Here is a 25,750-nt window from a genome sequence, read left to right on the forward strand (position 1 = left end):
CCCGGACAACCCGGATCATCACCTTGGCCTTAAGGGGTGTCACACTCCCCTCTCTCCCAGGGTCATGCCCCGAGAGCATCGAGCGCTTTGGCGGCAATGTTCAAAGCTCCAACCCTGTCCGCATCAGACTGGTAGTTGCATTTGGTACATTTGAACCAGCCCTGTGTTTTACGATTATAGCGGGAAGCATTCCCGCACTTCGGACAGGTTTTGGAGGTTTCCTTGGGGTCAATGTAGATAACGGATACACCAGCAAGCGTGGCTTTGTATTCAATGAACGAGGCCAGCTCCCGGAAGTTCCAGCCGGACATCATCCGCTTGAACTTCTTTGAGCCTTTGGTTCGCTCGCGGATACCCAGCAAGTTCTCCAGCGCGATGGCCTTACCTTCAGCCTTCGCTATCTCGACAATGCGTTTGGAGAGGTAGTGGTTGATGTAGCGCATCCACCTTTCTTCGCGGCCGGCTTCTTTCTTGACGCGGGAGAGCCTGCCTGCCTGCTGGAGAGCTTTCCGCCGTTCAGCCCATCGTTCCTTACGCCATCTTACCCGGCGGCCGTCAAAAAACACGTTATTGGACAGGACGGCCAGTTTGACGATACCGAAGTCAACCCCGATTACGCCGCCTGGCTTGTTAAGACGTGTTTCGTAGACGAGGGATATTGCCACATACCACTCGCCGCTTTTGTTCCGCCATATCTCCATGGACCCCTGGCGGCAGGAACCTCCTGCCGCCAGGTCCTGAAGTCTCCTGGCGTGGTATTCAGAAATGGCAAGCGGTACTGCTATCTGACTTCTGCCGGAAGAGACGGGAAACTTGATAATCCATGTGCCAGAAGGCAGTTGATGTATTGAGTAGCAGTCCTGCCGCACCATTACCGGAACTGTTTTCTCAAATTTGGGCAGGCTGGCCTTCTTGCTCTTGCGTATGCGGGAAAGATAGGAGCGCCTGGCGGACAGCGCTTTAAGCATGGCGCACTGGAGCGTGCCGCGGTTGAGGTCGAACAACCCACATGCTTGCCGGTAGGTTTCACTGTTTAGGTGTGCCCGGTTGGTGGTGTTTAAGGTTTCGGCCTGTTCCAGAAACCAGGAGCACGCCTGGCGGTAGGTTTCCACCATGCGGACCATTTTCTCCAGCTTGCCTTTGTTGGGAGGCAGAAGCTTTATTTTGAGAGTTACCGCCTGCATTCAGCATCTCCTCCGGTTTGCTTAAATCATAGCATAACCGGAAAGAAAAACCAAACTGCCATTCATCCCCCGATTAAAATCGGGGGCATTCTGGCAGGGATTTTAGTAAAAACTTAATAGCCAGTTTATTTGTAGCCTTTACGTCCTGTTATCTCTACGGGATACCTATTTTTATATTTTTGTTAGTAAATACGGCTGCAATAGGTGCTCTATTGTCAATGTATCCAGGTTTTGTAATCGCCCTGCTTCCACATGGTGTTATCGAAATCCCGGCTGTATCTATTGCCCTTGCTTTGGGTTGGCATCTTTGGCGGCGTAAACGTGGCGTAAAATTCATATACAAGATGTTATTTATTTCCTTAAAACAGTGGTTCCGCTTTTATTTGTCGCTGCTGTGGTGGAAGTATATATAACACCTGCAGTAATCGTGCGTTTTATTCCATTACCTTAGCAAGAACTTGCTCAGTTTCCGAATTAATATTTTCCCAGGCTTCACTCAACTGCATCAGGGCAATAAATAAGTTTTTGCAATTTACTAATGATTTCCAGTCTTTCTTCCATTTATAAGGAGCGGGCCGGTTGGCCCGCTCCAATCCCTCCTTTCCGGGAAATTGTATCAGGCCGGTATGGCCCGTGATTTCATTAGTTTTCCGATCGACTTCCGGAAGAATAATTAATCCATATATGGATAATACTTATTTCCGTAACGTATACCCTCAATTTTTCCGAGCAAATCCCTAAGTTTGTTTTCTAATAGATATTCCTTGCTGCACTGTCCATAGTGCTGACAGCTGGCGCATTCACTATATCTTGAAGGGTCATAATCCCCACCGCATTCCGGTATACCCACAAACGTTTCCAGCAAAATTTGAATTAATTCCCTCAATTCTTCCTTCACGAAAAATCACTCCCAAGAGCACTGGTACAATACCCCGGGCCTGCACACGCTCAGCCGAAAAGCCTATCCTTCCGCCGCAGCGGTCAAGGGCAACCCATGCGGCGAAGATAGGACGGCCCGGACTGCGGCATCGCATTAAATTATCATGCCGCAATACCTTCTTTTCTGGCCTTCTCAACCAGGCAGATAAGCTCAGAAGCAACCTTCTGAACCGCCTCTCCCCAGCGGAGAACTTTTTCCGATTCCTTCGCCCAGCCGGCCACGTACTCAAAACTGGAGGGAATCTCCAATCCGAAATATTCGCCGGCAACGAAAGCGGCTCCCTCGGCAATTACCTCGCCTTTGATGTATTCTTCATCGCCGAAGTTGCTCCGTTTTTGCTCGCCCAGCCTGAAGGCTAAAGCATGGGCAAGTTCATGAAGCAAGACAGCCACGCGCTCATCTCCGGACAGTTTATCCGAAAGAATTATTACACCTTTGTCCGGGCTAAACGCGCCCTTGGCCCTCATGGGAAGGCTTTCAAAATGCACCGGCACGGGAGATACCCGAATAAGAATTTCGAACAGTTCCTGCCCTCTCACAGTATCACCCATGCTCAGTTCCTCGCAGGGCAGCGGCTTGCCTTCGGTCTGGCTGATATCGAACACGTTAACAACCTTAAATCCGGTTAATTTGGAAACTTCCTCCGTCTCACCGGTTTCCTCGTTTTTACGAGTTTCCTTGACAATCAGGGGAGCAAATATCTTGATTGCCCTCTCACCCTTCTTAACGTGCCGCCCCATCTTCTTCCAGGTGTTGTACCCGGCCACCAGGGTTGCGTTGGGGCGCTGGGTCAGGATGAGCAGGGTATTGTTAAAGCTGTACTTGTGAAACTTCGCCTGGAAACGCAGGAGTTCCTGAAGCCGCCCGCTGTTAAAAACCTCCTGGACGCCATGCTTTAGTTTTTCGAAAAGCTCACGAACTTTCTTGTTTTTCCGGGAGGCTTTTTCTAACTGTTTCATTCGTCACGGAACGGGCCAACCGGCCCGCTCCAATCCCTCCTTTCCGGGAAATTGGATTAGGCCGGAATGGCCCTATACAGCTTTTGGGAGATTAAAGTTATCCAACAGGCACCAGCAATACTCGTATATTTCTTCCAAGACTCCGCTCTTTACGACCTCAGCCGGAGATACTTTCCTGCCCAGCTGTTCCTCCAACCACTTTCGGAGTTCCTTGAAGGCCACGCTGGGTACACCCGGCCGCCCGGCGTGGCAAGAGGTCACCTGCCAGATATAGCGCAGGAGGCCGCTGGCATTTTTAGGCAGGGATTTAAGAAGCTGTCCCTTCCGGGCACCCCTGGATGCCGTGATTGCACTTACAACCCTCTCCGGGCCGAGAGATTCCAGCTCGGCCTTGACAACTTCCAGGATTGCTTTTTCCATACACTGCGGGGGCAGGCCGGCACCGGCCCGCCCCCAATTCCCTCCTCCCTGAGAATTGGTTTGCGAGCCGGTAAACCGGCTATGCGCCCAGGTGTTTCGCACATGCTTTCGCTACTTCATAGGCGAAGTCCATTCCCTGAAAAGTTTTGCCCAGGTACAGCGGATACCTTTCTCCTTCCGGCAGAATAGCCTCGATGTCTAAACGGCTTGCCTGAACGTCCCCTGTTCACGGCCTAGCGGTGTGGTTTTTCTCCACACGAACAGGTTGACCGCAGGGCGTGCCAGCACGCCCACTACTCCCGACCGAACCGGCAGGGCCGGTCTCACGGAGATACCTTTTTGTCATGTGTAATATCATTCTGTAAGCAACTCAGGGTCACTATCCCTGCAAATTCTTTTAACCACCTGGGTAGACACAGCTAAAATCTGAACAGCCCCACATTCAGGACACGTCGCTTTTACCAGTCCATCTTCTTTGTCTGACTCAAAGTTAAAATCATAGTTACAGGCTGGACAAAAGGTCTCTACCGTTTTATCAATTATCACTTTCAAATCACCCTCCGTGCAAAATCAGGTTTTTTTAGCTCATTTTTCAACTGATGCCCCACTTTTCTTTCTACATCCTCAACCCGACGGATTAATTCCGCTAATTTTCGCCCCAGCAAATACCTTTTAATTCGCCGGGGCGAAGCCGCGCTTTCATCCCACGGCTAAAGTTATCTATACTCGAAACTAAAAATACCAATAAAATCAAAGACTCTATTGTTGTTTACATGTACACATACTGGTTGTGGGTTTGGTGGATAACTCTTCGAGTTACCCACAAGCCCCACAACCACGGCTACTGATCTTAATAACCACATTGTTGATTAAGTATAGTTAAAAATTCAACAACGAAGGATTTACCCTGAAATAAGGTTCATTGTTTACTATGAATACGGTGTTTTAATCTGGTACATTTAACTAAAGCCGTGGGCTTTCCCGCGCGGGTTTTGTAATTGCTCTTTTTGAAGCCTTTCCCGGAGTTCTTCAAACACTTGACCGATTGTTTTCATACCGACTTTTCGGACGTAGCCGGGTTTCCCCGGCACAGGCTTAAAAATAGCAATCTCAATCGGCCATATATCAGCCCCGACTATTTCCCCGTCTTTTAAGATAAAAAATCTTGCATAGATACTCATTTGCACGGGGCGGCCCCGGCGTCGCCCCTTTCCCTCCTTTCCAGGATTTCAGGGCAGGCCGGGCCGCCGGAAGTTTTTCTGATTAAGCCGTTTCCCGTTCAGGTGGAAAATCCTCAAGCACCTGGAATCCCCAATCCAGGATATACCGGCGGATTTTATATCGCCTTCCCCACCTATCGGTGAGTATCAGCCGCCGGGGGTCTTCCACCCTGAACGTGTCTTCCTGCCGTCCGCTGCTAAACACAATTGAATCGGCAAACTTAATTACCATCCCTTTTTTCAGCTTCGGACGAGCCTTTTTCGCCCGAATGCGTTCCCAGCACTTTTCACGCCATTTCCTGGCCCACTCGTGCTCGGTGGGAGTGAGCATTTTCAGTATGCGCTCCGGGCAATCGTACAGGTAGGGTCCCATCGTTTCGTCCATGTCCTTATACCCAAAGTTGTAATAATCGTTGGGTTTATAGTCCAGGGCGCAAACAATGGCTATTACTTCTCGTTTCCCCTGCGCATCGCCGATTTCATAGGCAATGTATGCCGTGCACAGGTTTACCACGGCGCAGTCGAGAATTTTACCGTACTTTCCGTCGTCTTTGGTATAGTTAAATCTTTCCTCGAAAAATTGCCTAACACTCACGCTTTTAGGCTTATAAGTGTATGTCCATCCCATAACCTCAAGGGCAGGCCCCCGACGGCCCGCCCCTCTCACCTCCTTAACGTCTGGTGAGTGAAGGCGGGCCGGGCCGCCTGGTAGTTTACATTTCCTCTGCTTCGAATTCCATGAACTCGAATACTTTCGCTGTGCCCTGTTCCACCATTTTTATCAGGCTTCTTCGGGCCTCTTCAATTGCCGCCTCTCTGGATTCCGCCAACACCAACAATTCTTCCAACCGAACCTTATATAGTTTCCTATTTTCCATTAAGGCGGGCGCGGCCCCCTGCCGCGCCCTTTCCCTCCTTTCCCGGAGATTGGACACGGCAGAATCGCCGCGCGTTGGCTTTTTATAGACTAGCCGGCATACGGTCTTAAGCGGCCTTTTCTATACTCCCAGATGTTTAGCACAAGCTTGAGCTACCTTAAACGCGAATTCTAAGCCCTGGAAAGTTTTCCCTAAGAATATAGGTTTAATTTTCCCAGGCGGGTAGATCGCGTCCACATGGATATACCAGCCTTCGCTGGCGCCGCTGACAGCGTAACATGCAAGCGACCAATACCCGGAGGGAAATTCCTTTTCACCATCAAACATATACTCTCCGGAAAGACTAATGGATTCATCAGGATAACACCCATCAGTTCTGAGCCGTTCTTTTAACTCATCAAGAACCTCCTGCACGGTCTTTCTTCTTACACGGGGAACGCCCGACTCGTAGTTAACGACTTCTTTCGTTATTGGTGCGAAAGGATCATTAACCAGCCGCACATACCTTGCACAAATCTCCATATTAGCCTGCTTTTGCATTATACAGGGGCAGTCCTGGTGACCGCCCCCTTCACCTCCTATTTTTATAATCCGGCTGTTACCTACCCTTGCTTGTTTTTCGCTCGCCGGCTTACCGGGAGTGGTTGCCACACGTTAGTTTTCTACAGGCTGTACCGACACCGCAAACAATCCCTTGTCGAGATGCTTAAAGCGTACCTGTACTTGTTTTCCTATACAGGCGGCCAGAGTCTGTCCGTTCCCATTCTTTCCATAGACGGCCACCTTTCGCCCGTCCTCGGCCTGGCAGTATGCCCGAATGGTACCTTCCGATTTGCCAGGCCGGACTTCCAATACGGTAAAGATGCCGCTAAGCGTACCGTCATCATCAGCCTTTCCATTACTATGGCCGTTGCCAGATGCCTGGGTATTTTCCTGTACGTTAACCCTGGCCTGCCCCTGGCCTTCCCGGGAATATTCCACTCCCAGCTTTTCAGCCAGGGCCTGTTCCAACGCCGCAGTATCCTGGCCAGCCTGCGCGGCCGAAGCCAGAAGCCCGGTAAGGGCAACCAAGCCGGCGTGTTCAGCTCTTGCTTCATTAAGCTTTGCCTCGGCCTGGGCGAAGGCGGCCCGGGCCTTGTTCAGCTTCTCTTGCTTCTCCTGGCTCCTTTTCTCCACCGGAATTTCGGCCAGGTCAAAAACTACGGCCCTCGCGCGGTGGAGTTCTATGGTTATACCATCCAGGCCGGGAGATAGCAGTTTTTCAACAAGTTTTTCTGCCAGCTTGCCTTTTAACATTTAATCCGGTTCACGGCCGGCAAGGCCGTAAACCTCCCTCCTTTCGCAAGAGTTTAGTTTACGGCCCGCAGGCCGCTTTAAAAAAACAAAAAACGGCCACTTCACGAGAGTTTAACTTAAACTTCCGCGGTGACCGTTTTAGCTTGCCCGTTACAAGCCTTTCAGCTTAATTTTTACCTTGTTTCAAAATATGGATCGTCCTGTTGAGAATCTCTTTGTATTCTTCCGTTTTACCTAATCTGCCGACAAACTCTTGAATAATTAAGTGAAAATAAGAAGAGGAGTCTTCCTGCGGCGATCCTATAAGTTGTCATAGGCAGCATCCTCTTCGTTGTCCCAATCGGAGAAAGCTGATTCTGCAACTTTCAACCAGCCTAAAAGTTCAAACTTATCAATCGTCCTGGCTATTAGTTCTTTTACTTCGTCTTCCGATAAACATTCAATTTCCTTGAGCAACTTATCCACCCTGGCCGACACGTAAACCACCCCAGGGTTATGATACCACATGGCGGCTCCCGTTGTCATGCTTTTAGACTCTCCTTTCCAAGAAAATACAAAAAGCACAGAATGCCTCTGTGCTTAGCTTACAAATTTATACCAAATATGCTCTTGATTTTTTCGTCCCAAGAGAGACGGCCGGTCGCATACGGGGAAAACCCCCGCCACCGGCAGTACAGGAATAACCCTGTACAATTCCCACTCCCACCGGAGTGGTAGTAAAAACAGTCAGCCCGTCACTAAACGGGAAACGGCTCGTGGCCGGAAAAACGGTAGCAAAAACCCTGTATATATGGTACCAAAAACACGCTTGCCGCACAATATGTACCCAGCCTGCAAAAAACCACGTTCAGGCTTTTTGCAGGCAACCTCGCAAAGTTTCCTCCCACAATCTCGACATTTCTACAAAATACCAGCCTTCCGGTACCTGTTCAGTATTCCCATCCAGCACCACAGCCAGGCCCTGCTTCCCACCGGGCGCCGGCGGCACGGTATACACCGGGAGCCTTTTCCCGTTCGGGAACACCGCGTCCCTGCCTTCCAGGTCCGCGCCTGCTTCCACCAGCCGGGCCGCCAGCCAACCCAGGGCACATCGTGCCTCATAAGTAGTATCGGTCGGCGGGGGAAATCCGTGCGGATTCCAGAACGCCTCACGGCTGCCCACCTTCCACGCCCGGCGGGCGAACCCGGCGCCGCGAAGCACCCGGAGCGCCCGGCGGTAGTACGGAAAGAGCAGCGCCAGCGCGCCTTCCGGTGCGCCGGCGCACTTTTCAAGGAAACAGAGGACGTCGTAAACCCGCCGGTCGTTTATAATTCCCTGCTCCTTCGGGTCATCTATCAGAACCGGCATATTAACACCGCCCTACGCCAGCTTGCCGCCTCGTATGCGCAGGCGCAGCTTCTTTTCTTCCCGGTTGAAAGTATTTACAGTAACCGGCACAATGTCACCCCTCCGGAGCCTGCCGCGCAAAGGCAGGTTGGCAATCCCGGTAATACCGGGCTTAACTTCCAGGAGCACCACATCCCCCCGGATGCCCACCACCCTGCCGGCCAGGAAGTCACCGCGCTTTGCGTCAAAGCTATCCCACGGGTCGCCGTCATCCAGCAGGGAAACGCGGATGGTACGGGTCTGTTTATCCACCTGCAGCACTGTAGCTTCGGCGGCCATCCCCGGCTGGTATAACTCGCCCAGCCGGGCCACCAGGCTGCGGGTAGCCTGTTTCCTGGGAACTTCCACCGTTACGCCGCCACCCACGTCCACCAGCAGGCGCTCTCCCTTCTCATTGTCTCTAGACAGGATGGCTTTTACCACAACCGGTATCTTCATACCTTCCTTTGCTTCGGCAAAAAATCTTTCCTCGGCGTCAGCTATGGCCTCCCGCCGGGACAGGGCCACAATACGGTTCTCTTTATCGAATCCCTTTACCTTGACAAACACTCTCTGGCCTACGAAACGCTTCATAAGGCCGTTTTCGCCCAGGCCCGTTTCACTGGAAGGCACCAGGCCCTTAATACCTTCTCCCATGTCCAGTTCCCACACCGGGCGGTCGTCCTCCCATGTTACCCTAACTACCCTGCCTTCTACCGGGTACCCGCGCTCGTAAGCATCGTGCAACTGCTCCCACCGGTCTGCAGTTATCTCGAAGCCTTCTGGACGGAAAATCATGCGGTACCAGCTCCTTTCGCTTAATCTTTCTTTTTTTCCCTATGGCAAAATACCCAGCGGGTTAATCCACGTCCCGCCAATCTGCTTAACACCAAAATGCAGATGTGGCCCGTTAGATCGCCCTGTGCTCCCCACGGCGCCAATTACATCGCCCGGCTGTACTTCCTGGCCGTCCGAGACAGCGATAGAGGACAGGTGGCAGTAAACATAAACATAAACTCCGTCAACCACCCGGACGTAATTCCCTGCCGCGCTGTTGTAGCCTGTTTCAGCTATCCCGGCTGACACCGAAGCCACCGGCGTACCCTCGGGAGCCGCAATGTCTACACCGTTATGAAACTTCTTAGTGCGCAAAATGGGGTGTATGCGCCACCCGAAGGGTGATGTTATTTCTCCCTGCACCGGCCAGCCGGCCTTTACGTCCCGGAAGCGCTCCGCGGCCTCCCATATATCGCCCGCATATTGCTCCCGGCAACGCTCCCTGGCCGCTGGCCCCCGGAAGCCGCCGTAGAATGTTAAGGCGTCCAGGGTGTCCTCTTTCCAGCTCTCGCCTTCCCAGTCCACATCACCTAAACCCTGGCGGGCAAGCATATAAGCTCCCACCATAATTTGCGCCTCCGGGTTATCCCGGTCGGCCTTCACGTCATAACCCAGCCCGGGAGCATAAGCCTCCCAGTTGTCCGGGCTTACCTGCATCAGGCCGTAACAGCCGGTCTCCTGGTTCTCGGCGTGCGGGTTAAAAGTAGATTCCTTATAAGCCACTGCGGCCAAAAACCACCAGGGTATGCCGTACCTTTTCTCCGCCTCCTTGAAGAAGTTCAACAGGTCGGCAGGTATCATGGCCCGGGAAGCCCATGCCGCAGAACCGTAATCATCCATTAGCCAGTCAAACCACTCTTTCTGCTCCGAAAAAGCTTCGGATGCATTGGTAACCAGTATCCGGGTCAGGACTCTTTCTTTTTCTTCCAACCTGTAGAAGTGAACCAAATAATCTTCCAACCACTTCCATTTCGGTTCGATGGTTATAACCTTTTTAAGCCGCTCATACTTTGTCCACTCGCCTTCCTCCGGTCCTTCTTCTTTTACCCACTCGTACCGGTACTGGTACCAGCCGCGGACAGTTTTGGCTTCCACAAGCAGGTAAACCGTATCCGTGTCGGTATCACATACTTTTTCTCCTTCTTCATTTTCATGGCAACGGCGGCGTATGATTTTGGATTCTTTTACATAAAAATACGGGCGCAGATCCCTGGCGACCGGCTCTATTTGTTCAACCGGAAACTCAGAGAGGTTCTTCTGTGCCGCATCGTAAAATAGCACAGCATACACATCGCTCCACCGGTTAGCCAGCCGGGCATCCCTCCCGTGGTCATCCATCCAGCGTACTTCTCCAGTTTCTTCATCGTACAGCCCGTTAACCTTATTTCCACCGCCTTCCTCATACCAGGTCATGCCCTCGCCGGGTGTTTCGCCGGGCACGATGTAATAATCAGCCACGTTCTGCCTGCTGGTTACCTCTACCAGCTCGCGCCTTATTTCTTCATCTTCCGGTGAAGTCTCGACACCAGACAAATATCCACCCACCGGCATCGCCCCGTAAACTCCCGCCAGGAATAGGATGACCAGGAGACAGGCAGTCAGGATAGGAATTAGTAAAGGCCCCAGCGCTCCGGCCAGGGCCTTTCCGGCAAGCTTAATCCCTTTTTAAACGGCCTGTTTAGCCAGTTGTTTAGCAATTTGCTTGGAATAACGCACTTCAATTCAACCCTTTCCCCGGCTGGCGGAATCCGATTGTAGGTTTTTGCAGGTTTTCTTCCAGGAATTGCTGGGATTGGTAAGCCATTAATTGCTGTATGCCGGCCTTTACATCCCTGGCAGACTGCATTGCAATATTTCCTGCCCTGCCCACGGCCTTCATGGTGCCTTTAATGCCATCTTCTTTAACCCCGGTGGTTTTTCGTACGGCTTCCCCCATACTGTCCGCCTGGCCGGTTATGCGCTGGTGCACGGCATGCCCGAAGGCTGCACCTGCCGCGCCCAGGACACGCGCACCTCCCTCGATGCCGCGGGCCAAGCCGTCGGCCAGCCGCTCGCCACCGGGTACTACACCGCCCGTTACCCGGGTCATGGCGCCCAGGGCTTTCCCGGCAGCGTTTGCGGCTGCCATACCGTATTGCATCGCCTTGGGCGGTACCGAAAACCCGGGCGTGCTTCGAGCAGGACCGGCAGTTCCGGCCTCGCCTGGCCAGTGAAAACCGCTCTGCCTGCTGCCGCTGATGTTCACAGATGCCGTACTGCCGGTTTCAGCCTCGCCTGGTGGGCGAAAACCTATCTGAGTGCTCCCGTCAACGCTGCCACCAGCTGAAGCAAATATATCCGGTGCATACCCTCCCGGCACGCCGCCCGTCCAGCCCCCGCCGCTGGTTTTCACCGGCTCGAGGGTCTTCCTCATACCGGTTATACCGGCATCTCCAAAAACGGCATGGCCGCCTGCGGTGGCGCCCGCCACCCGGCCCAGGGAGACGAGGCCACCCAGGCCGAAAGCTGCCGCAGTGAGTTTTCTGGCCACGCCTTCCTCGTGCATGCCGGACATGCGGGTGAAGAGGTTCTGCATGGAGTTGCGAAGAACCTCAGCCAGCGGGATGAGGGTGTAGAGGAACACCAGCACGGCCACCCACGTTCCGCCCTCGGTGACGTTCTTAACGTCACAGAAACCCAAAATCATGCACAGGACCAGGGCGTGGGCTACGGGCATGAATGCATTGGATACGATTTCACCCAACCAGATACCGGCTGCATTGACGTTTCTGTTCAAGGCCCACATTACGGCCATGACCGGAGTAAAACAGAGCATCACCGAGACGGCGAGCTTGCGGATTAGATAGAGAATGTTGAAGTAGATATAAATAATTGTGAAACCCAACTTGACAAAGGCCGTCCCCAGCACAGATCCGGTGACAACGTTCACATCCGCAAAACCTACACTGCTCCAATCATCAATGCCGCGGTCTATCCCGGCTGCCCCTGCCACGGCCTGAAAGGCGACCTTGATACCGTCCAGCATGATTCCCACAACGTGTAAAAGCACGTCCACGAACAGAGGTGCAATCAAGACGATGCCCAGGGACGCAAACCACCGCCAGATTGAGTTTACGGCTTCGGCCCGGGAGGCAGGGTTCACCCCGGCGGCCACGAGTTTGAAGGCTGTTACGATGATGACGATTATGAAAAAAGGTATAGCCAGCCCGGCCAGGGCCAGGTACCAGTACCGGATAAACCGGACTTCGCTATCTACCCACATGTTCCCGGAGAACACCAACTCGTCCAACTCTCGGAAGCCGGCGGCCCCGCCTATTCCCCGGACCACCACGCAGGGCACTTCCACTATGGCGGCCAGGATTCGTTCCAGGGGCCCTCCTTTATCCGCCACCGGCTCCTCGCTGTCTTTGTCGATGACCCGCCGGATACTTTCCCTTACGCCCTCGTCCCCGCCGATTATGTCGGCGTATGCAGGCGCCAGGGCGGAGAAGGTTAAAAAGAAGCATAGCAAAAGTACTGTAAGTTTTTTCAAGATACCTCTCCTTTCAAAAATGCCGGGCCTTACCTGGCCTGTCTCTGCCTCCGGAATTCTTCTTTCTTCTGCCGGTGGACCAGGTAAAGGGCCTGGGCGATATTCCACAAGATTTTCCCAATTGCTATTACCCCTCTCTCTAAACATTTGTCTCTACATACTGCCACTCAAACGGGGCCGGCGTCACCTGCACCGCCGTTACAGTGCCGGACAGCCGAAGTATACCCATGCCCGGCTCGGCCCTGGTGAGTATCTCCCGGCACCCGCCGGCCAGCTTGAAATAGTCTATAACTGCATCAATAGCATGTTCTTCCTGCTTTAGTGTAAGTACCGTGGCACAAGATTCAATTGTCGAACACCCGGCCTGGGTGGAGGCGAATTCCTCAAACCTCTGGGTCGCCACTATTAAGCCGCACCCGTGCTTCCTGCCCCGCCGTGCCAGTATTTCCAGGTAGTATGCCGCATCCGGATGGCGCATGAACATCCATGCCTCATCCACCAGGACACTTTTCTTTACGGCCCGGCCTCCTTTTTGAGCAAATTTTTGCCACACCCAGCCGAGTACCACATACGTGGCAAAAAACTTCGTAAAGTCCACGCTTATATTTTTCAAGGAAAATGTAATCATGGGCGCTTCGGACAGCTTCAGCGTGGTCTGGCCGTCGAACATGCCCAGGCTGCCGTCTGCCAGCATGGGACGCAGCACATCGGCAAGGGTTTCATTTCTTTGTTTTACCCTTTCGTGCAAAGTAGAAAGAGTGGGCATCATTTTTTTGACGCCATTTTCGTAAAGGCTTTCCGGGTCAGCAGTTATTCCACGTTCAGTATATTCTTCCCGAATGGCTTCCTCCAGCACCGCAATCTCCCGCGCCCCCAGGCCCCGGCCGGTGTGGTACCGTACCACCACGCCTACCAGGGACTGCACTTCCGCCACTTTGTCCTGGATGTTGACCACTTCCCGCTTCTCGCCATACTCGTTTTCTTCGACGGCAGGCTCTATATCCAGCACGTTAATCCCGGAAAAAGTACCGGGCACTATCCGAATGGCATGGCCGCCCATATCCTGGGCCAGACGCACGTACTCACCCTCCGGGTCCACGAAGACGGTTTTCACGCCCATGGCGCCTTCCCGAAGGGCGATCAGCCTGCTTGTAACCGACTTCCCGGAACCAGGTTCACCTGAGATAAATAGATGCTGGTTCGACACAATGTGCTCGCCGGCAAACCGGTCCACAAAGATGGGAGCGCCGGTGGAAATATTGAATCCCAGCAGGATCCCCGACGGGTGACCCACCACCGCCGTGGAGGCCGGGAGGCAGCAGGCTGCCGCGCCGGTAGTAAGGTTCTTCCAGAAGTCATTAATCTTGTTGTTACTAACAGGTAAAATCGACTTCAAGCCTTCCTCCTGCCTGAGAATCAATGCCCGGGCGCGGACGTTTTTCCGGGCCAGAACATCCTCAATAGAACTGCACCGGTGGCGCAGTTCTTCCTCGGTATTCGCATGGACCGCTATAAAAATAACCAAAAAGAAAAGCCGGTCCCTGCCGAGCTGCACCGCTTCCCGGAGCGCCCGGTAGTCGGCTATGGCCGCCTCCAATTCCGGCAGGCGGGAGATGTTACCGGCTTTTTGATCTAATACATATTGGGCTTGCACCTGAGTTTCTTTGCGTATTAAAGAATTAATCACGGTCCGGTCCGGAGCCGGTTCCATGTGAATGCTTACATCCACGTCACCGGCACGGTAGAATATCTCGTCCAGCCAGCCGATCTGCAGCATCCTGGGCAGGGCATGTACCACATACACTCTGCACCAGCGGTCAGCACCCAATTGCACCCGATCCTTTAAGTTTTCCAGCCCGTCGGGCGTAAACATATCCTTAACGTTCAGGGAGTTTTGATCAAATATGTTCGGCTCATTCCCGTTTCCGCTGTCACCGGCACCCTGCTGCCTGCCTGACCCCAGCTTCTTTCTGATTTTACCCAACACTTTGCCTGAGCACCTGCCTTTCAGAAACGTGGTATTCGTCCATTACCCCCGCGGTGTCGGCCTGGCTGGGACGCCAGGCGCTGCCGCGGTTCAGCATGTGGTGGAGCAGGTCCACCACCGCCGGAGTGTCAAGAACTTCACAGTGAATTTTGCAGCCGCGCAGGCCATCCGCCAGCGAAGCGGCCCGCGCCAGAAGTTCCGTCCGGGCGTAATCTGGGCCTTTGTCCGTTGCAAATGGTATAACTGCGTAGGCGCTCCTGGCCGCCGCCGTGCGCTCGCTTGTCAGTCCCTCCAGGTAGGCCGCGTACTCCCGGGCGTAGTTCTTTACGTCCTCGTGGAGCCTAAACAGGTTTTCCCTTACATCACGCACTGCCTGCCGGGTATCCACGGCCTGGGATGTGGTCAGGAACTGCACCGGGAAAGAGAGCCCCATGAGGACCGCGGCCAGGGCATCCTCCACCTGGTTCTGCTCAGCCTCGCTTAAAAGAAAAAAGTCAGCCGCCGCCAGGCGGAGTATCATGCGGTAGCGCCCGCCCGGCATGATAACCAGGCCCTGTTTTATATTGTCTACCTCCCATATGTCCTTTATCTCGGTTTTTTTGGCTTTCCGCCCGGCACGGCTTTCGCCGCCTCTTTGCTGTCTCTGCTGGTACTTTAGAGCCACCGGTATGGCAGCGCCGGCCAGGACGGAAAGGATAAGAAAAAGCCACATTACCAGTTCAGCCACTGAGATTCCTCCCTTCCAAATACAATTCCCGGGGATTGACACGCCATTTGAGATATAAATACAGGTAATAATCCAACCTCATTTCCTGCACTTTCAAAAAGGCAAATCCTATCCCTCCGGCTGCCAGCACCAGAAAGAATACCAGGCGTAATAACAGCGGGATAAAGGTCAAAAGAAAGGCGGCCCCGCCCAGGGCCGCACCCAGGATGATGTACAACAGCTGCCGGAGGGATAGGAAACCCCCTATGAGTCGTTCCTCATCCGTTATCTGCACCGGTACCGGAAAGGCACGCACAGAAAAAATACCTCCTTACTGCACTTTGTTCCACAGGCCCATTATAAACCCGGCTGCCACCATCGCGCCGCCCAGTAGGACACCGCCGCCTATAATATACGGCAAGGCACTGATCGCCCTGGCACGCTCCTCCGGCTTGTTACCGCTGGCGATAATTTTGAAAGCCGCCACAACAACCGCTATGAAAATAACTGCCCCGCCGAAGGGCTTTAACAGGCTGGATACCAACTCTATTACCTTGCCGCTTACTTCTTCTGCTGTCTTGTCGCTAATATTTTGCGCCAGGGCAGCCTGGGCGCTGGTTAACCACACCAGTAAGGTTCCTCCTAGTAAATTTATATAGTTTTTTAATTTGGTCATATTAAAAACCCTCCTTTTGCTTTTTTTCTAAATTACCTTAGTCACGTGAACTACCCCTCCCTTCGCTTCGCTCAGGAAGGGGCTTCCCGGGCGAAGCGAATTCGTGGGTTTCCTGCTTCATTGTGAGCCTACCGGCCCAGCTCCACAGGCGTAACTTTCCGCGGTTCCCACGGTAGGGAAGCTGTTTAGGCCGCTTCCGAGGCCAAAGCTGCTTTTAGAATGTTCCGGGCAGCGTTCACGTCACGGTCGAGCACCAGGCCGCAGTGAGGGCACCGGTGCACCCGGACGGACAAATCTTTCGATACAGTTTTCCCGCACCGGCTGCATTCCTGCGAAGTACCGGAGGGGTTTACCTTGACTACCCTGCTGCCAGCCTCTTCCGCTTTGTAGCAGAGCATGGTAAGGAACTCGCTCCAGCCCGCATCGGAAATGCTTTTCGCCAGGTGGTGGTTCTTGACCATGTTCTTGACGGCCAAATCCTCAACCGCTATCAGCTTGTAGACGTTGACCAGCCTGCGGGATTCTTTGTGCAAAAAATCCCTGCGCTGGTTGCGAACCTTAGTATGTAGTTTAGCCACCTTCAACCTGGCCTTCTCCCGGTTGCGGGAACCCTTTTGTTTTCGAGAGAGCGCCCGTTGGGCGTGCTTGAGCCGCTTCTCGGTTCTCCTGAGATACCTGGGATTTTCAATGGTGCTGCCGTCGGACAGCGTTGCGAATTTCTCCAGGCCCACGTCCAGGCCCGCGGCAGTACCGTGGTGCGTTCCGGGTTGGTCAAGTTCAGTTTCCGCGGCAAGGACGGCAAACCACTTGCCGGTAGTATCCCGCTTTACGGTTACGGTCTTGATAGTACCCGGTATATCCCGGTACAGCTTTATCTTGACCAGGCCGATCTTGGAGAGTTTGAGCTTGCCGTTCTGGAAAGACGCGCCCAGGCCATCGCCGAACTGGGTGAAGATGAGGGACTTATACCGGCCTTTACCCTTGAACCTGGGATAGCCGGGGGCCTCTCCGTTTTTTACCCGGCGGAAGAACCCGGCGAAAGCCCTTTCCACCCGGAACAGCACTTCCTGAGCCACCTGGGAGTGGACTTCTTTGAAGTAGTCGTTATCCTTTTTGGCTTCTTTCAGCCAAACCTGCTGTTCTGTACGGGTGACGGAACGTTTTTCCTGCTCCCATGCTTCTTTACGCTGGGCCAGGGCGGTGTTGTATATCCGCCGGCAGGTTTCCAGCCAGCGCAGGAGTTTGCGTTCCTGCTCTTTGTTGGGGTATATGCGGAATTTGTAGTTACGGATTACCTTGGGATTGGACGTATCGTTTGACATTATCGGTGTTTCACCTTGTCTGCGGTAGTTCATAAGTTTATTTTACAGGAGGCACCAATACAAAACAACAGTTCCCTGGAAAAACATGGCCCGCCTTTCATCCCCGCCCTTCGCCCTCGCTTCGCGAGCAAGGAAGGCTCAGGACGGGGACTTCCCGGCGGGAAAGTTAAAAAACCAATCTGAAAAATAGTAAATCAGCCCCACTATTGTATCCGCATTATCAAACAGAAACAGGCCCAACCCTACCGCCAAAACGGCAAAAACTGCCTTCATAAGTATCTTAATCCCGGTAAAGAGCCCGATTAAGGCCATTACTCCAGCAAAGGCAATCAACAGCCTGGATAGTTTTGCCACTGCCGGTTTCGCCAGATCGTACAGGTTATCAAGCAAACTATTTATTTTCCCAACTACCTCATCCACATTCACCGGCTCTATCCCCCCGCCCTGCCCTGTTTCAGCGGCCAGGGCCGGCTGGACCAGGAGGAACAGTGCCAGTAACAGCAATAAAATACGCAAACAACCACACCCTTTCTAATCCCTGTAGAGCCTTTTGGAGATGACGAAAACTTACCGCGTCATAAAAGTCATCCAATCTCAACGGCAGGTTATAGTACGGTATCTGCCATCCTTCCATATCATTTCCCAACTCAACCGGCTCAAAAAACCACTCCCTTTGTCAGAATTAGCATCACACAAGCTAAAAACAACAACGCCAGCGCCTTTTCTTCCGGGCTTTTACCGGTTCTTATTTTCCAGCTAAACTTCCTGTCCCACCCCCTTTCTTTTGGCAATCTGAAAGGCCGGACACCGGACGGCGTAAGAGCATCGAGAAGTATATGCGACAGCCCTCCCAGCACCCCGGCCAGGGCCAGGGCCGGGTAATATCCTTCAAGCACCACGGCTATAAATAAACCAGCAACCATACCCGCAAGTACAGCAAACCAGACGGTATGCGTCAGGCTGTCCCGGTGACCATACTTTTCTTCAATTGCCGCTGAAATTGGCCGGACCAGCCTCCCGGCATAACTGCCGGGATGGTCTATGTCAGGCAGAAGCGCCGCCACGGCACCGGCCGCAGCCCCGATAGGAGCGGCATCAAAAGCCTGGGCCGCCAGGGCCCCCAGGGCCGCTCCGGCTACAGCGTGAGTCGTCCCTGTCACTGTATCACCTCCAGAAAACAAAACCCGGCACCAAGCCGGGACTACAATCCTAACTCATCTGCAATGCCGTCCAGCAGTTCATCCTTCCTTTGTTCACCACTCAGCCTTTCGGTCTCCCTTTGCCCAACTCCCAACAGCGAAGCCACGTCCTGTTCCTGATCTTTCTTGGTGTCCCTGCCGCCGCGCCTCCTTTCTTCCGGCTGCTCCGGTTCTTCTTCCGGCATTTCCGGCAGGGACAGCCTTATTTTTTTCTTTGGTACAACTTCGGCCAGCCTTTCCACCGCCAGAGCCTTTATTTCCTCAGCCTGCGGCAACTCCGGCCACCCCACTTTCGTGAGATACACCGGCAAACACCAGCGAATCAGCGCTATTGCGTCCAACGGTTCCATCCGGGAAATTTCCTCCGCCTTCATCAATGCCCGTTTGGAAATGCTCTCGGTTTTCCTGGGGAGTTGGAAATATTTTCGCCACGGTACCGTTGTATCGTGTCTCTCAGTCTCCGTCCACACCGGCGCGTCACCCAGCCGGCTCGAAAAATACCGTGAAGTTGCCGCATCATCGCCCCCCAGGGCCATTTGTACCGGGCAATTTGCCAGGATTATCTCGGCCTCGGCGCTCCCATAGTTGTCGACCAATTGTTTTAAACCCTGCAAGATGAATTGCACCTGTATACCCAGACTCCGGGCCGTAGAGATAATCTCCACAAAACCCGGTATCACCCCTATATTGGCAAACTCGTCCAAAATAAACCTTGTCGGGTTAGGTAATTTCCCGCCATTTTCAGCGGCCAGGTCATACAAGCGGCGGAAAAAGAAGTAATAAAATGTTGCCAGCACTGGCTTGAGATGCCCGGAATTCACCGGCAGCACGCAGAACAGTGCCGCTTTCTCCCTGCCCACTGCAGACAGGTCAATCATACTCCCCGGCGTCCCTGCCAGAAGCCGGGCCACGCTTTCAGCCCGAACTACATCAAGTTTCGCGTCTACCCCGGAAACAGCATTTTCTAAGTTGGCTGACATTGCGCCCCGCCAGCTTTCATACCCGGTCTGCGGCAGTCGCCCGGCACGGTATGCTTCCTCAAACCGGGCGGCCAACGCCTGCCGGGGCCAGGATAGTAGAGACAGGGCAGAGCGTAAATGAGCCTGTTCCACAGGAAAATCGTATTTTAGTAGATATGTCAGAGCTTTTAGCAATTGAATCTCTTTAAGAACAAAATACCCGCTGGAATCCTTTGCGGCATTGTTTATTATTGCGCTGGCAAATGCCGAAACCTCTTCGTCGTCCCGGCATTCCAGTATAGGGTTCCACTGATCACCCCACTCCGGGTAAGCCAGGTTGAATACATAAACCTTATAGCCCAGCTTTCGCAGCCAGGGCACCAAGAGGCAGGCCAGCTCGCCCTTCGGGTCGGTCACTACTATGCTCTCACCGGCGCACGCTGCAGCTATAATGTTAGGTATCCCGAAACTATAGGATTTCCCGGCGCCCGTGCCGGCAGCCACCATAGCGTGGCCGGGCAGCGGCGGCCTACCCTTGCCCGGCATGGCCCGTACAATCCTGTCGTTAAGTCTGCCCAGAACTATACCACCACCGTATGACCCTTCTCTGGGCGGCCCGAATTCACAAACGTGGGCTATGTCCCTGTCCCCGGCCCACCGGGAAGTACCCTTACCGGCATGGTCGGCTACCCGCAGGCCGTGAACATGTTTTTCATCATGCTTCACCCCGCGCCTGCCCAGCATCCCGCCCAGTACCAGGCCCGCCAGGGCACCTGCGGCCATACCTATTCTGCCTGCCCGGTTGGCTGGGTTGGAAAGCGGCTTTGCTGTCAACCAGGATTCCGGCACCAGTTGCTGCACCTTCGGCTTAACCAGTTTGCCGTCTTTAAATTTAGGTATTGACTGCACAGCCTGCACCGTGGAACCGGCCAGAAACCCTCCGGCCAGAGCCAGAGCCAGCACAAGAACGGGGCCGCGTATAGTTCGGCCCCCGGCCCACCAGGAAGCTCCGGCCAGCAGGGCCACCAGGGCCAGGACCGGGGTTTTCAGTACGATAGGGATAAATATCAGAACAGCAGCAAGATAAATATATATTTTAGGCTGTTTAAGTGTCTCTGTTTTGGGTACCAATGTTTGATCTCCTTTCCATTTCTTTTTTGGGGTTATGTTATAATTTGTAAAAGTTTAAATTGGAGGGTTTGCAATGCCTAGAATAGGAATATTAACATGTTGGAACTGTACCCAAGAGTTAAATTGTGCTTCGGCAGTATGCCTGACCGATTTGCGCAAAAAAAGGGGGTTCTTTGAGAAATACAAGGATCAGGAAACTATCCTAGTTGGTATCATCTCTTGTGCCGGATGCCCAACTGTTGGAGCTCCTGAAAAAATTTTAAGACGCGTAAAATCCCTTGCAAGCTTGAGGATTGATGCCATTCACCTCTCATATTGCATGACCGCTGTTTGCCCGTTCATTAACAAATACATCAAAGCAATTAAGGAAAAATATCCTAATATAGAAATCGTTGAAGGCACACATAAACCACGTGATAAAACCACATTCCAGGGGGAAGTTCGTGAACTATTATGCATTGAGACAAAAGACATGACAGACCTAATCTTAAGTCGTTAATAAAACATATTGTGTATAGTGCAGGGTAGATGAAAAATCTACCCTGCACTATTTCTTTGGAATGTGTATTAAGAAAAGAAAAATATATATTTTTTCATTTACAATTTAAGCTCTTTATAATTAAAAATACTTTTAATAAATATTGTTTATTTGCATTATTAAATATGTTTATGTTAATATATTTCCGGGGAGAAAGGGGATGGTCCCCCCACGGGCTGCAAACCCGTTGGCCTGCCTGTAACCCAGGTGGGAGTCCGGTTCGATTCCGACTTCTCCCCTCCAAATTCAGTAGTCAACTATCTATGGGCCATTAGCTCAATTGGTAGAGCAGGCGACTCTTAATCGTCAGGTTTGGGGTTCGAGTCCCTAATGGCCCACCAAGGGAGTTCCTTTTGTCGGAACTCCTTTTTTTGTAAATAAAATTCGCCTCTTAATTAACGGCTAGCTTTATTTACCTTACTTGCTGTACATTTAATGATTGATAAGAACTTCCAAACCCCTTAAAATAGTTGATATGCGGTAAAAAATTAGTAGTTTATATGGGGGATTAGATTGATAAGATTTAGAAACATCGCAATAATATTTGTTGTCATCGTGTTTTTATTAACTATGTCCACAATTGTATCAATGAATAAATTTGATACTCCGAACCCTATTTTGAGTGGAATGGGACTTGTTAAAATAATGTTTACCAAATCAGAAATTGTGCAAATTCAAGAGTATCCCCAAGTCTATCTTGCTAAGCCAGATAATGCACAACAAGCATTGATAGATTTCATGGAACAGCGTGGTTATTATTATTTAGAAGATGAACGAATGGCTTCTACATTAGTATTTGAAAACGAAATATCTAGAATTTATGTTGATTTTTCTGTTAATGCTTATTACTCAAAATGGGTATTTAGAGAATAGTCATAATAACTAATTAAGGGTTCAATTACACATTACAAACATAACATACATCAAAATAACTCTTGCCTTATTGTCAGGGCCGCAAACCCTAGTGCCGCTACCGGAAATACAATATACCGCTCCAATAGCCCACCGGTCCGTACCAGCGGTACCCTTACCCTCCCCGGCCACGGCCACAAAAGAGGCACGCCGGATGGCGTCAGCAGATCCCCAAAAAGGTGCGCCAGGTACCCGGCGCCCATTGCCAGAGCCAGGGCGGGCCCCCCTGCCAGGCCCACGGCCAGGGCCGCTGCCGCAGCCGCAACCAGGCTGTGCAGAGCCCCGCGGTGCCCGAAACTTACCCGCACCATCGTTGATAGCACGGGGGCCCGGCGCCCGGCATAGCTCCCCGGGTGGTCCAGGTCGGGCAAAAGCGCCGCTATGCCTGCTGCTGTAAGAAATACCGGATCGGGCCCGGCAACCATGTACCCGGCGGCCAGGCCCATTGCCAGGTGTGTATACCAGAGCATCAGGCACTCTCCTTTGCCGGATGAAGTTTATACCTTTCAACCGCCTGCGCTACCTTTTGTTTCCAGGCCAGGTCATCAGTATAAGCCCAGCACTTGCCGTATCGCTCAAATGGGTACTTCCTGCTCTTAAGGACCTGGCACCCTATCACCCGGCCTTTGCGCCTTACTGCCTTATAACATGTTTCGCAGGTCTGCTTCCAGATGGAAATAGACATCGCTAAAAAACCCTCCTCAAAAAGGAAACGCCCCCTGAAATCCCGTCCTGGAAGCGCTCTCAAGATTTATCATGTATCTTACACGCGCTAACAGTTCCGCCGAGGCCGACAAAGGATACCTGCGCACAAGCTGCCGGAGCAGGTCCCACGGCTCACCGTAATGGAACACCGGCACCGGCGAGAACTCAGCCGCCTCCATAGCCACCTGGTTGGCCGCAGTGGCAGCCAGATCCCCCACAACGTCCAAGCGGTTCCGCGAAACTCACCATCACCCGCCGGGCCCCGGCCCGTGCCAGGATACGATGGCGTTGGGCCTATCCGCCCCGCTGAAGTATATCCTCATCTACCCCTCTCCCTCTGCTTCAATCTCTCCTTTCCCGGCACCAGCTCCTTCAGCTCCCATATATCGTCCCTCTCCAGCCGGAACTCCCGGTTCTTTCCGGCCCTGTCCCGGGCCAGGGTCTTCACCACCAAATAGATGCTTTCTCCTTTCTCCCCCCAGCACCAATCCAGGACCAGCCCCGACCTGGCCTCCAGGAGCCGGGCGGCCCTCCGGGCCAGGGCCCCCGGGTCTACCCGCTGCCTGGGCCTCATCACCACAACCACCACCTTGGGTCGCTTGAAATGGGTGAAGTACCCGGCCCGGCGGCCCAGCCACTGCCTGGGCGTGGTCCTCTCCCCGGTCTCGTCCCGGGGTTTGATACGCTGCAGCAGCCTTACCACCCTCATTTCGCTATATTGCGGGTAAACCGTCACCCGCCAGTTCACGCTTTGTTCAGTCGTCGGCATTTACCATTCACCTGCTTTCCTTCCCAATACGGCTTCTGCCAGGTCATCCAAAAATTGCTTCGGGTCTTTACCCTGTTCTTTGGCCCTGTTATACACCAGGGTGTATGCTGCCAGGTATGCGTAGTCCCGGGCCTCACGGCTGTTCCGGTAAAACCCCTCCCGGCCCGTGGCCAGGAAAAATTCCAGGGCCTCTGCCACGACGTCCGATATGTTCCGTTTCTCTTCTCTTGCCTTTTTTCTTACCCGGTCGCCAAGGCCTACCGGGAGGCGGATGGTGACTGGTTCTGTTTTCAAAGATACCTCACTCCTTTCCGTGAATTTTAAGGGCCCCAGTGCCGGGCAGCCCGGCTGCCCGGCGCTTGCCAGCGCAGCGCCCCTGGAGGGCAGCCGGGCACCAGGCGCCCCTGGGATACCTTGCGCCCGGCACTCCGGAGGCTCCGGGCGCCGGGACCTCCCGGCGTTGGATCACGGGCCCCGGGCCCCGGCGCTCCGCGCCGGGTTCCGGTACCAGGCCCGGGAGCCTGGATTTCCCGGAGACCTGGTTTTCCGGGTAACCGGCTATCCCGAGCCCGCAGGGCCCCGGACCTCCAGGGCCTGGATTTCCCGGGCTGGGGCCCGGGGTTGGCCCGCGGTCCTGGCTGCCTGGCCTGGCGCGGTAACGAGCAGAAAGTTTGGTTATGTCAGGCAGGGGCCCGGGGTGCCGGGCCGGCACGCCAGGGTGACCCCGGAGGTGTGTACGTGTTGAGCAGGCTCAATGTCTGGATTTCCGAGCTGTTGAAACGTGTGTGTACGCGGGGTGTATACAGGGTTAGCCCAGGTCCTGCCTGGGCTAAAGTGGTGTACACATTTGTTCTACTATTGGGTGTTGCAGGTGTCCTACAGGGAGGCCGACCGGAGGGAGGCCGGGGGGCCGGTAAATAATAAAAGCCGGAATCAGTTTCCGACTTTCGTTGGTTGAAGTCTTCACCGGTTTTACTCCAAAAGTAACTCCCTGTCGCACCCATACCTGCAAGCGCGGCGGTCAATTACAATACAAAGATTTAATAAATTCTTTTTTCTTTTGTCTTTCTGTTTTTTCAGTTTTTGCTGGTGTAGAACCCTCATTACGGGCTGTATCACCCCTAACTCCTTCCCGTTGTTTATAATTATTTTCCATATTTCTTAGAATGCCCTTAAGATAAATAAGTGGTTTGTCGATTTTCTGGGCGGCTACGGCAAGAGAAAGTTCATAAATAGCTTCCAAAACGCAGTCATAGCCGTATTTGTTGTAAAGTCCGCCAAGGAAAGCGTAATCCCCTTTGGTTCGTTCAATACCTTCAATAGCGTGATATTCTTTAACCAGAAGAGCTATTAATTCTTTACTCGCAGGTAACTCCATAGTTCCCTGCTTTTTGCCACTGGCTGTTGTGTCTGCTGCACCCGCCTGTGGGTGGCTATCGCGGTTATTTTCTTCGTTCCCTTTTTCATCTGCTACACCCGCTTGCAGGTGGCTATCGCATTTATTTTTATTATTTTGGAATTCATTGTCGACGAGAGCGTCAGTGGACTGGAAGTCCACTGCGCTGTTGTTAGTATCCGAACGTAGTGAGGATACTAACAACTTAGTATTATCTATATTGGGTATTATTCCTTGGGTCTTATTAGGGTAAAACTGTTTTACCAGGTGGTTAAATTCTTTTACCGGGTGGTAAAACTGTTTTACCACCCCCCCGGTTTTATTTTTTACCGGTGGTAAAGCTATTTTACTACCCCCCTCTGAATTGACTGTGGTTGAAGCTGGAGGAGGATCTTTAAGAATATACACGGTAGAGTCATGCTCTTGATTGGGCCGCTTTCGGATGATCCTTTGCAACCATCCTTTCTCTTCCAGTTCCTTTAGAGCTTTAATGACTGTAGGTTTACTCATTTTGCAACACTTGGCTATGGTGTTCAAAGAAGGCCATGCCTGCCGATCTCCGTTGGCACATTTAGCAAGGTATAATCTTACGATAATAGCATTTTTGGAAAGATCCGATTCAAAAACTTCGTTGCAGTCCCAGAACCACCCCCGGCTTCGTTGATCTTCCAAATATGTACTTGGTTCTGCCTGGATATCATTGACTTCCCTTTCATTTCCTGTTACCATATACTTGAATTTCTCCTTTGTTCGTGCATCCCGGTTTAAAGCCCTGCACGACGTGAATTTCGGGGTGGGGGGGCAAAATCCGGGACCCG

General features: G+C 52.8%; 32 protein-coding genes, 2 tRNA genes and 1 pseudogene. 6 read left to right on the forward strand and 29 right to left on the reverse strand.

The genetic code is table 11. The features are described 5' to 3' along the window. Positions 1–62: 62 nt before the first annotated feature. Complete coding sequence (locus ACX4JR_RS11800; RefSeq protein ID WP_476058246.1) at positions 63–1,184, reverse strand: RNA-guided endonuclease InsQ/TnpB family protein; 1,122 nt, start codon at positions 1,182–1,184, stop codon at positions 63–65. Between the two features lie 113 nt (positions 1,185–1,297). Here ACX4JR_RS11800 and ACX4JR_RS11805 point away from each other — a divergent pair. Further along, positions 1,298–1,597 (forward strand): annotated as a pseudogene (locus tag ACX4JR_RS11805) (stage II sporulation protein M); the annotation flags it as partial. A gap of 260 nt (positions 1,598–1,857) precedes the next feature. Here ACX4JR_RS11805 and ACX4JR_RS11810 read toward each other — a convergent pair. From ACX4JR_RS11810 to ACX4JR_RS11915, 22 genes are all read right to left on the reverse strand, one after another. Continuing rightward, positions 1,858–2,082: a hypothetical protein gene (locus tag ACX4JR_RS11810; RefSeq protein ID WP_476058247.1), complete on the reverse strand. Its 225-nt coding sequence runs from the start codon at positions 2,080–2,082 to the stop codon at positions 1,858–1,860. A 143-nt stretch (positions 2,083–2,225) separates the two neighbouring features. Further along, complete coding sequence (locus tag ACX4JR_RS11815; protein WP_476058248.1) at positions 2,226–3,083, reverse strand: ArdC-like ssDNA-binding domain-containing protein; 858 nt, start codon at positions 3,081–3,083, stop codon at positions 2,226–2,228. Between the two features lie 72 nt (positions 3,084–3,155). Then, positions 3,156–3,503 carry a hypothetical protein gene (locus ACX4JR_RS11820; protein ID WP_476058249.1) on the reverse strand — a complete coding sequence of 116 codons (348 nt, stop codon included), beginning with the start codon at positions 3,501–3,503 and terminating at the stop codon, positions 3,156–3,158. 354 nt (positions 3,504–3,857) lie between these two features. Beyond that, entirely contained in the window at positions 3,858–4,049 is a 192-nt protein-coding gene (locus tag ACX4JR_RS11825) for a hypothetical protein (RefSeq protein WP_476058250.1), read from the reverse strand. A gap of 413 nt (positions 4,050–4,462) precedes the next feature. Next, positions 4,463–4,684, reverse strand: a complete 222-nt coding sequence (locus tag ACX4JR_RS11830) for a hypothetical protein (RefSeq protein WP_476058251.1) — start codon at positions 4,682–4,684, stop codon at positions 4,463–4,465. A gap of 82 nt (positions 4,685–4,766) precedes the next feature. Beyond that, positions 4,767–5,318 (reverse strand): DUF6927 domain-containing protein, encoded by a 552-nt coding sequence (locus ACX4JR_RS11835; RefSeq protein WP_476058252.1) that lies wholly within the window; start codon positions 5,316–5,318, stop codon positions 4,767–4,769. Between the two features lie 118 nt (positions 5,319–5,436). Next, positions 5,437–5,601 carry a hypothetical protein gene (locus tag ACX4JR_RS11840; RefSeq protein ID WP_476058253.1) on the reverse strand — a complete coding sequence of 55 codons (165 nt, stop codon included), beginning with the start codon at positions 5,599–5,601 and terminating at the stop codon, positions 5,437–5,439. Positions 5,602–5,721: 120 nt separating this feature from the next. Further along, complete coding sequence (locus ACX4JR_RS11845) at positions 5,722–6,252, reverse strand: hypothetical protein (RefSeq protein ID WP_476058254.1); 531 nt, start codon at positions 6,250–6,252, stop codon at positions 5,722–5,724. A gap of 3 nt (positions 6,253–6,255) precedes the next feature. Then, positions 6,256–6,897 carry a hypothetical protein gene (locus tag ACX4JR_RS11850; protein WP_476058255.1) on the reverse strand — a complete coding sequence of 214 codons (642 nt, stop codon included), beginning with the start codon at positions 6,895–6,897 and terminating at the stop codon, positions 6,256–6,258. A 300-nt stretch (positions 6,898–7,197) separates the two neighbouring features. After that, positions 7,198–7,422 carry a hypothetical protein gene (locus tag ACX4JR_RS11855; protein WP_476058256.1) on the reverse strand — a complete coding sequence of 75 codons (225 nt, stop codon included), beginning with the start codon at positions 7,420–7,422 and terminating at the stop codon, positions 7,198–7,200. 322 nt (positions 7,423–7,744) lie between these two features. Further along, on the reverse strand, positions 7,745–8,245 hold the full coding sequence (locus ACX4JR_RS11860; protein WP_476058257.1) for a hypothetical protein: 501 nt from the start codon (positions 8,243–8,245) through the stop codon (positions 7,745–7,747). A gap of 12 nt (positions 8,246–8,257) precedes the next feature. Next, positions 8,258–9,061 (reverse strand): 30S ribosomal protein S1, encoded by an 804-nt coding sequence (locus tag ACX4JR_RS11865; protein WP_476058258.1) that lies wholly within the window; start codon positions 9,059–9,061, stop codon positions 8,258–8,260. Between the two features lie 39 nt (positions 9,062–9,100). Beyond that, on the reverse strand, positions 9,101–10,633 hold the full coding sequence (locus ACX4JR_RS11870; RefSeq protein WP_476058259.1) for a M23 family metallopeptidase: 1,533 nt from the start codon (positions 10,631–10,633) through the stop codon (positions 9,101–9,103). 184 nt (positions 10,634–10,817) lie between these two features. Next, positions 10,818–12,632, reverse strand: a complete 1,815-nt coding sequence (locus ACX4JR_RS11875) for a hypothetical protein (RefSeq protein ID WP_476058260.1) — start codon at positions 12,630–12,632, stop codon at positions 10,818–10,820. Positions 12,633–12,771: 139 nt separating this feature from the next. Next, complete coding sequence (locus ACX4JR_RS11880; protein WP_476058261.1) at positions 12,772–14,619, reverse strand: VirB4 family type IV secretion system protein; 1,848 nt, start codon at positions 14,617–14,619, stop codon at positions 12,772–12,774. Then, positions 14,609–15,346, reverse strand: a complete 738-nt coding sequence (locus tag ACX4JR_RS11885; RefSeq protein WP_476058262.1) for a hypothetical protein — start codon at positions 15,344–15,346, stop codon at positions 14,609–14,611. Before ACX4JR_RS11885 ends, ACX4JR_RS11880 begins: the two co-directional genes overlap by 11 nt. Then, positions 15,339–15,641, reverse strand: coding sequence for a PrgI family mobile element protein (locus ACX4JR_RS11890; RefSeq protein ID WP_476058263.1), 303 nt, complete (start codon positions 15,639–15,641; stop codon positions 15,339–15,341). Before ACX4JR_RS11890 ends, ACX4JR_RS11885 begins: the two co-directional genes overlap by 8 nt. Positions 15,642–15,656: 15 nt before the next feature. Beyond that, positions 15,657–16,001: a TrbC/VirB2 family protein gene (locus tag ACX4JR_RS11895; RefSeq protein WP_476058264.1), complete on the reverse strand. Its 345-nt coding sequence runs from the start codon at positions 15,999–16,001 to the stop codon at positions 15,657–15,659. Positions 16,002–16,186: 185 nt separating this feature from the next. Beyond that, positions 16,187–17,356, reverse strand: a complete 1,170-nt coding sequence (locus ACX4JR_RS11900) for an RNA-guided endonuclease InsQ/TnpB family protein (RefSeq protein ID WP_476058265.1) — start codon at positions 17,354–17,356, stop codon at positions 16,187–16,189. Positions 17,357–17,461: 105 nt separating this feature from the next. Further along, a complete protein-coding gene (locus ACX4JR_RS11905; RefSeq protein WP_476058266.1) occupies positions 17,462–17,839 on the reverse strand; it encodes a hypothetical protein in 378 nt (125 codons plus the stop codon). Between the two features lie 140 nt (positions 17,840–17,979). Next, a complete protein-coding gene (locus ACX4JR_RS11910) occupies positions 17,980–18,483 on the reverse strand; it encodes a metal-dependent hydrolase (protein WP_476058267.1) in 504 nt (167 codons plus the stop codon). 41 nt (positions 18,484–18,524) lie between these two features. Beyond that, entirely contained in the window at positions 18,525–20,612 is a 2,088-nt protein-coding gene (locus tag ACX4JR_RS11915) for a VirD4-like conjugal transfer protein, CD1115 family (RefSeq protein ID WP_476058268.1), read from the reverse strand. 73 nt (positions 20,613–20,685) lie between these two features. Between ACX4JR_RS11915 and ACX4JR_RS11920 the strand changes: the two genes are divergently transcribed. The 4 genes from ACX4JR_RS11920 (at position 20,686) to ACX4JR_RS11935 (ending at position 22,023) form a co-directional block, all read left to right on the forward strand. After that, on the forward strand, positions 20,686–21,111 hold the full coding sequence (locus ACX4JR_RS11920; RefSeq protein WP_476058269.1) for a CGGC domain-containing protein: 426 nt from the start codon (positions 20,686–20,688) through the stop codon (positions 21,109–21,111). A gap of 186 nt (positions 21,112–21,297) precedes the next feature. Continuing rightward, positions 21,298–21,393 (forward strand) — tRNA-Cys (locus tag ACX4JR_RS11925). Between the two features lie 22 nt (positions 21,394–21,415). Further along, a tRNA-Lys gene (locus ACX4JR_RS11930) sits at positions 21,416–21,491 on the forward strand. 247 nt (positions 21,492–21,738) lie between these two features. Continuing rightward, on the forward strand, positions 21,739–22,023 hold the full coding sequence (locus ACX4JR_RS11935) for a hypothetical protein (RefSeq protein ID WP_476058270.1): 285 nt from the start codon (positions 21,739–21,741) through the stop codon (positions 22,021–22,023). Between the two features lie 50 nt (positions 22,024–22,073). Here ACX4JR_RS11935 and ACX4JR_RS11940 read toward each other — a convergent pair whose 3' ends face one another. From ACX4JR_RS11940 to ACX4JR_RS11960, 5 genes are all read right to left on the reverse strand, one after another. Then, positions 22,074–22,532 carry a metal-dependent hydrolase gene (locus tag ACX4JR_RS11940; protein WP_476058271.1) on the reverse strand — a complete coding sequence of 153 codons (459 nt, stop codon included), beginning with the start codon at positions 22,530–22,532 and terminating at the stop codon, positions 22,074–22,076. After that, positions 22,532–22,747, reverse strand: a complete 216-nt coding sequence (locus ACX4JR_RS11945) for a hypothetical protein (protein WP_476058272.1) — start codon at positions 22,745–22,747, stop codon at positions 22,532–22,534. Before ACX4JR_RS11945 ends, ACX4JR_RS11940 begins: the two co-directional genes overlap by 1 nt. Positions 22,748–22,763: 16 nt before the next feature. Beyond that, a complete protein-coding gene (locus tag ACX4JR_RS11950) occupies positions 22,764–22,994 on the reverse strand; it encodes a hypothetical protein (RefSeq protein ID WP_476058273.1) in 231 nt (76 codons plus the stop codon). Between the two features lie 92 nt (positions 22,995–23,086). Then, the gene (locus ACX4JR_RS11955; protein WP_476058274.1) at positions 23,087–23,536 is read right to left on the reverse strand and encodes a hypothetical protein; all 450 of its coding nucleotides are present in this window, start codon (positions 23,534–23,536) and stop codon (positions 23,087–23,089) included. Next, complete coding sequence (locus tag ACX4JR_RS11960; protein ID WP_476058275.1) at positions 23,537–23,830, reverse strand: hypothetical protein; 294 nt, start codon at positions 23,828–23,830, stop codon at positions 23,537–23,539. Positions 23,831–23,849: 19 nt separating this feature from the next. Here ACX4JR_RS11960 and ACX4JR_RS11965 point away from each other — a divergent pair, with 19 nt between their 5' ends. Continuing rightward, positions 23,850–24,281 (forward strand): hypothetical protein, encoded by a 432-nt coding sequence (locus ACX4JR_RS11965; RefSeq protein ID WP_476058276.1) that lies wholly within the window; start codon positions 23,850–23,852, stop codon positions 24,279–24,281. 276 nt (positions 24,282–24,557) lie between these two features. Here ACX4JR_RS11965 and ACX4JR_RS11970 read toward each other — a convergent pair whose 3' ends face one another. Beyond that, a complete protein-coding gene (locus ACX4JR_RS11970) occupies positions 24,558–25,661 on the reverse strand; it encodes a helix-turn-helix domain-containing protein (protein WP_476058277.1) in 1,104 nt (367 codons plus the stop codon). Positions 25,662–25,750 lie beyond the last annotated feature (89 nt).

Source organism: Desulfofundulus sp. JL263-se (assembly GCF_056316025.1).

Excerpts from the sequence above, each read along its gene's own strand:
- ACX4JR_RS11800 (WP_476058246.1), bottom strand. The coding sequence starts at position 1,184 with ATGCAGGCGGTAACTCTCAAAATAAAGCTTCTGCCTCCCAACAAAGGC.
- ACX4JR_RS11815 (WP_476058248.1), bottom strand. The coding sequence starts at position 3,083 with ATGAAACAGTTAGAAAAAGCCTCCCGGAAAAACAAGAAAGTTCGTGAG.
- ACX4JR_RS11820 (WP_476058249.1), bottom strand. The coding sequence starts at position 3,503 with ATGGAAAAAGCAATCCTGGAAGTTGTCAAGGCCGAGCTGGAATCTCTC.
- ACX4JR_RS11830 (WP_476058251.1), bottom strand. The coding sequence starts at position 4,684 with ATGAGTATCTATGCAAGATTTTTTATCTTAAAAGACGGGGAAATAGTC.
- ACX4JR_RS11840 (WP_476058253.1), bottom strand. The coding sequence starts at position 5,601 with ATGGAAAATAGGAAACTATATAAGGTTCGGTTGGAAGAATTGTTGGTG.
- ACX4JR_RS11850 (WP_476058255.1), bottom strand. The coding sequence starts at position 6,897 with ATGTTAAAAGGCAAGCTGGCAGAAAAACTTGTTGAAAAACTGCTATCT.
- ACX4JR_RS11855 (WP_476058256.1), bottom strand. The coding sequence starts at position 7,422 with ATGACAACGGGAGCCGCCATGTGGTATCATAACCCTGGGGTGGTTTAC.
- ACX4JR_RS11860 (WP_476058257.1), bottom strand. The coding sequence starts at position 8,245 with ATGCCGGTTCTGATAGATGACCCGAAGGAGCAGGGAATTATAAACGAC.
- ACX4JR_RS11865 (WP_476058258.1), bottom strand. The coding sequence starts at position 9,061 with ATGATTTTCCGTCCAGAAGGCTTCGAGATAACTGCAGACCGGTGGGAG.
- ACX4JR_RS11895 (WP_476058264.1), bottom strand. The coding sequence starts at position 16,001 with ATGACCAAATTAAAAAACTATATAAATTTACTAGGAGGAACCTTACTG.
- ACX4JR_RS11900 (WP_476058265.1), bottom strand. The coding sequence starts at position 17,356 with ATGAACTACCGCAGACAAGGTGAAACACCGATAATGTCAAACGATACG.
- ACX4JR_RS11920 (WP_476058269.1), top strand. The coding sequence starts at position 20,686 with ATGCCTAGAATAGGAATATTAACATGTTGGAACTGTACCCAAGAGTTA.
- ACX4JR_RS11935 (WP_476058270.1), top strand. The coding sequence starts at position 21,739 with ATGAATAAATTTGATACTCCGAACCCTATTTTGAGTGGAATGGGACTT.
- ACX4JR_RS11940 (WP_476058271.1), bottom strand. The coding sequence starts at position 22,532 with ATGCTCTGGTATACACACCTGGCAATGGGCCTGGCCGCCGGGTACATG.
- ACX4JR_RS11945 (WP_476058272.1), bottom strand. The coding sequence starts at position 22,747 with ATGTCTATTTCCATCTGGAAGCAGACCTGCGAAACATGTTATAAGGCA.
- ACX4JR_RS11955 (WP_476058274.1), bottom strand. The coding sequence starts at position 23,536 with ATGCCGACGACTGAACAAAGCGTGAACTGGCGGGTGACGGTTTACCCG.
- ACX4JR_RS11970 (WP_476058277.1), bottom strand. The coding sequence starts at position 25,661 with ATGGTAACAGGAAATGAAAGGGAAGTCAATGATATCCAGGCAGAACCA.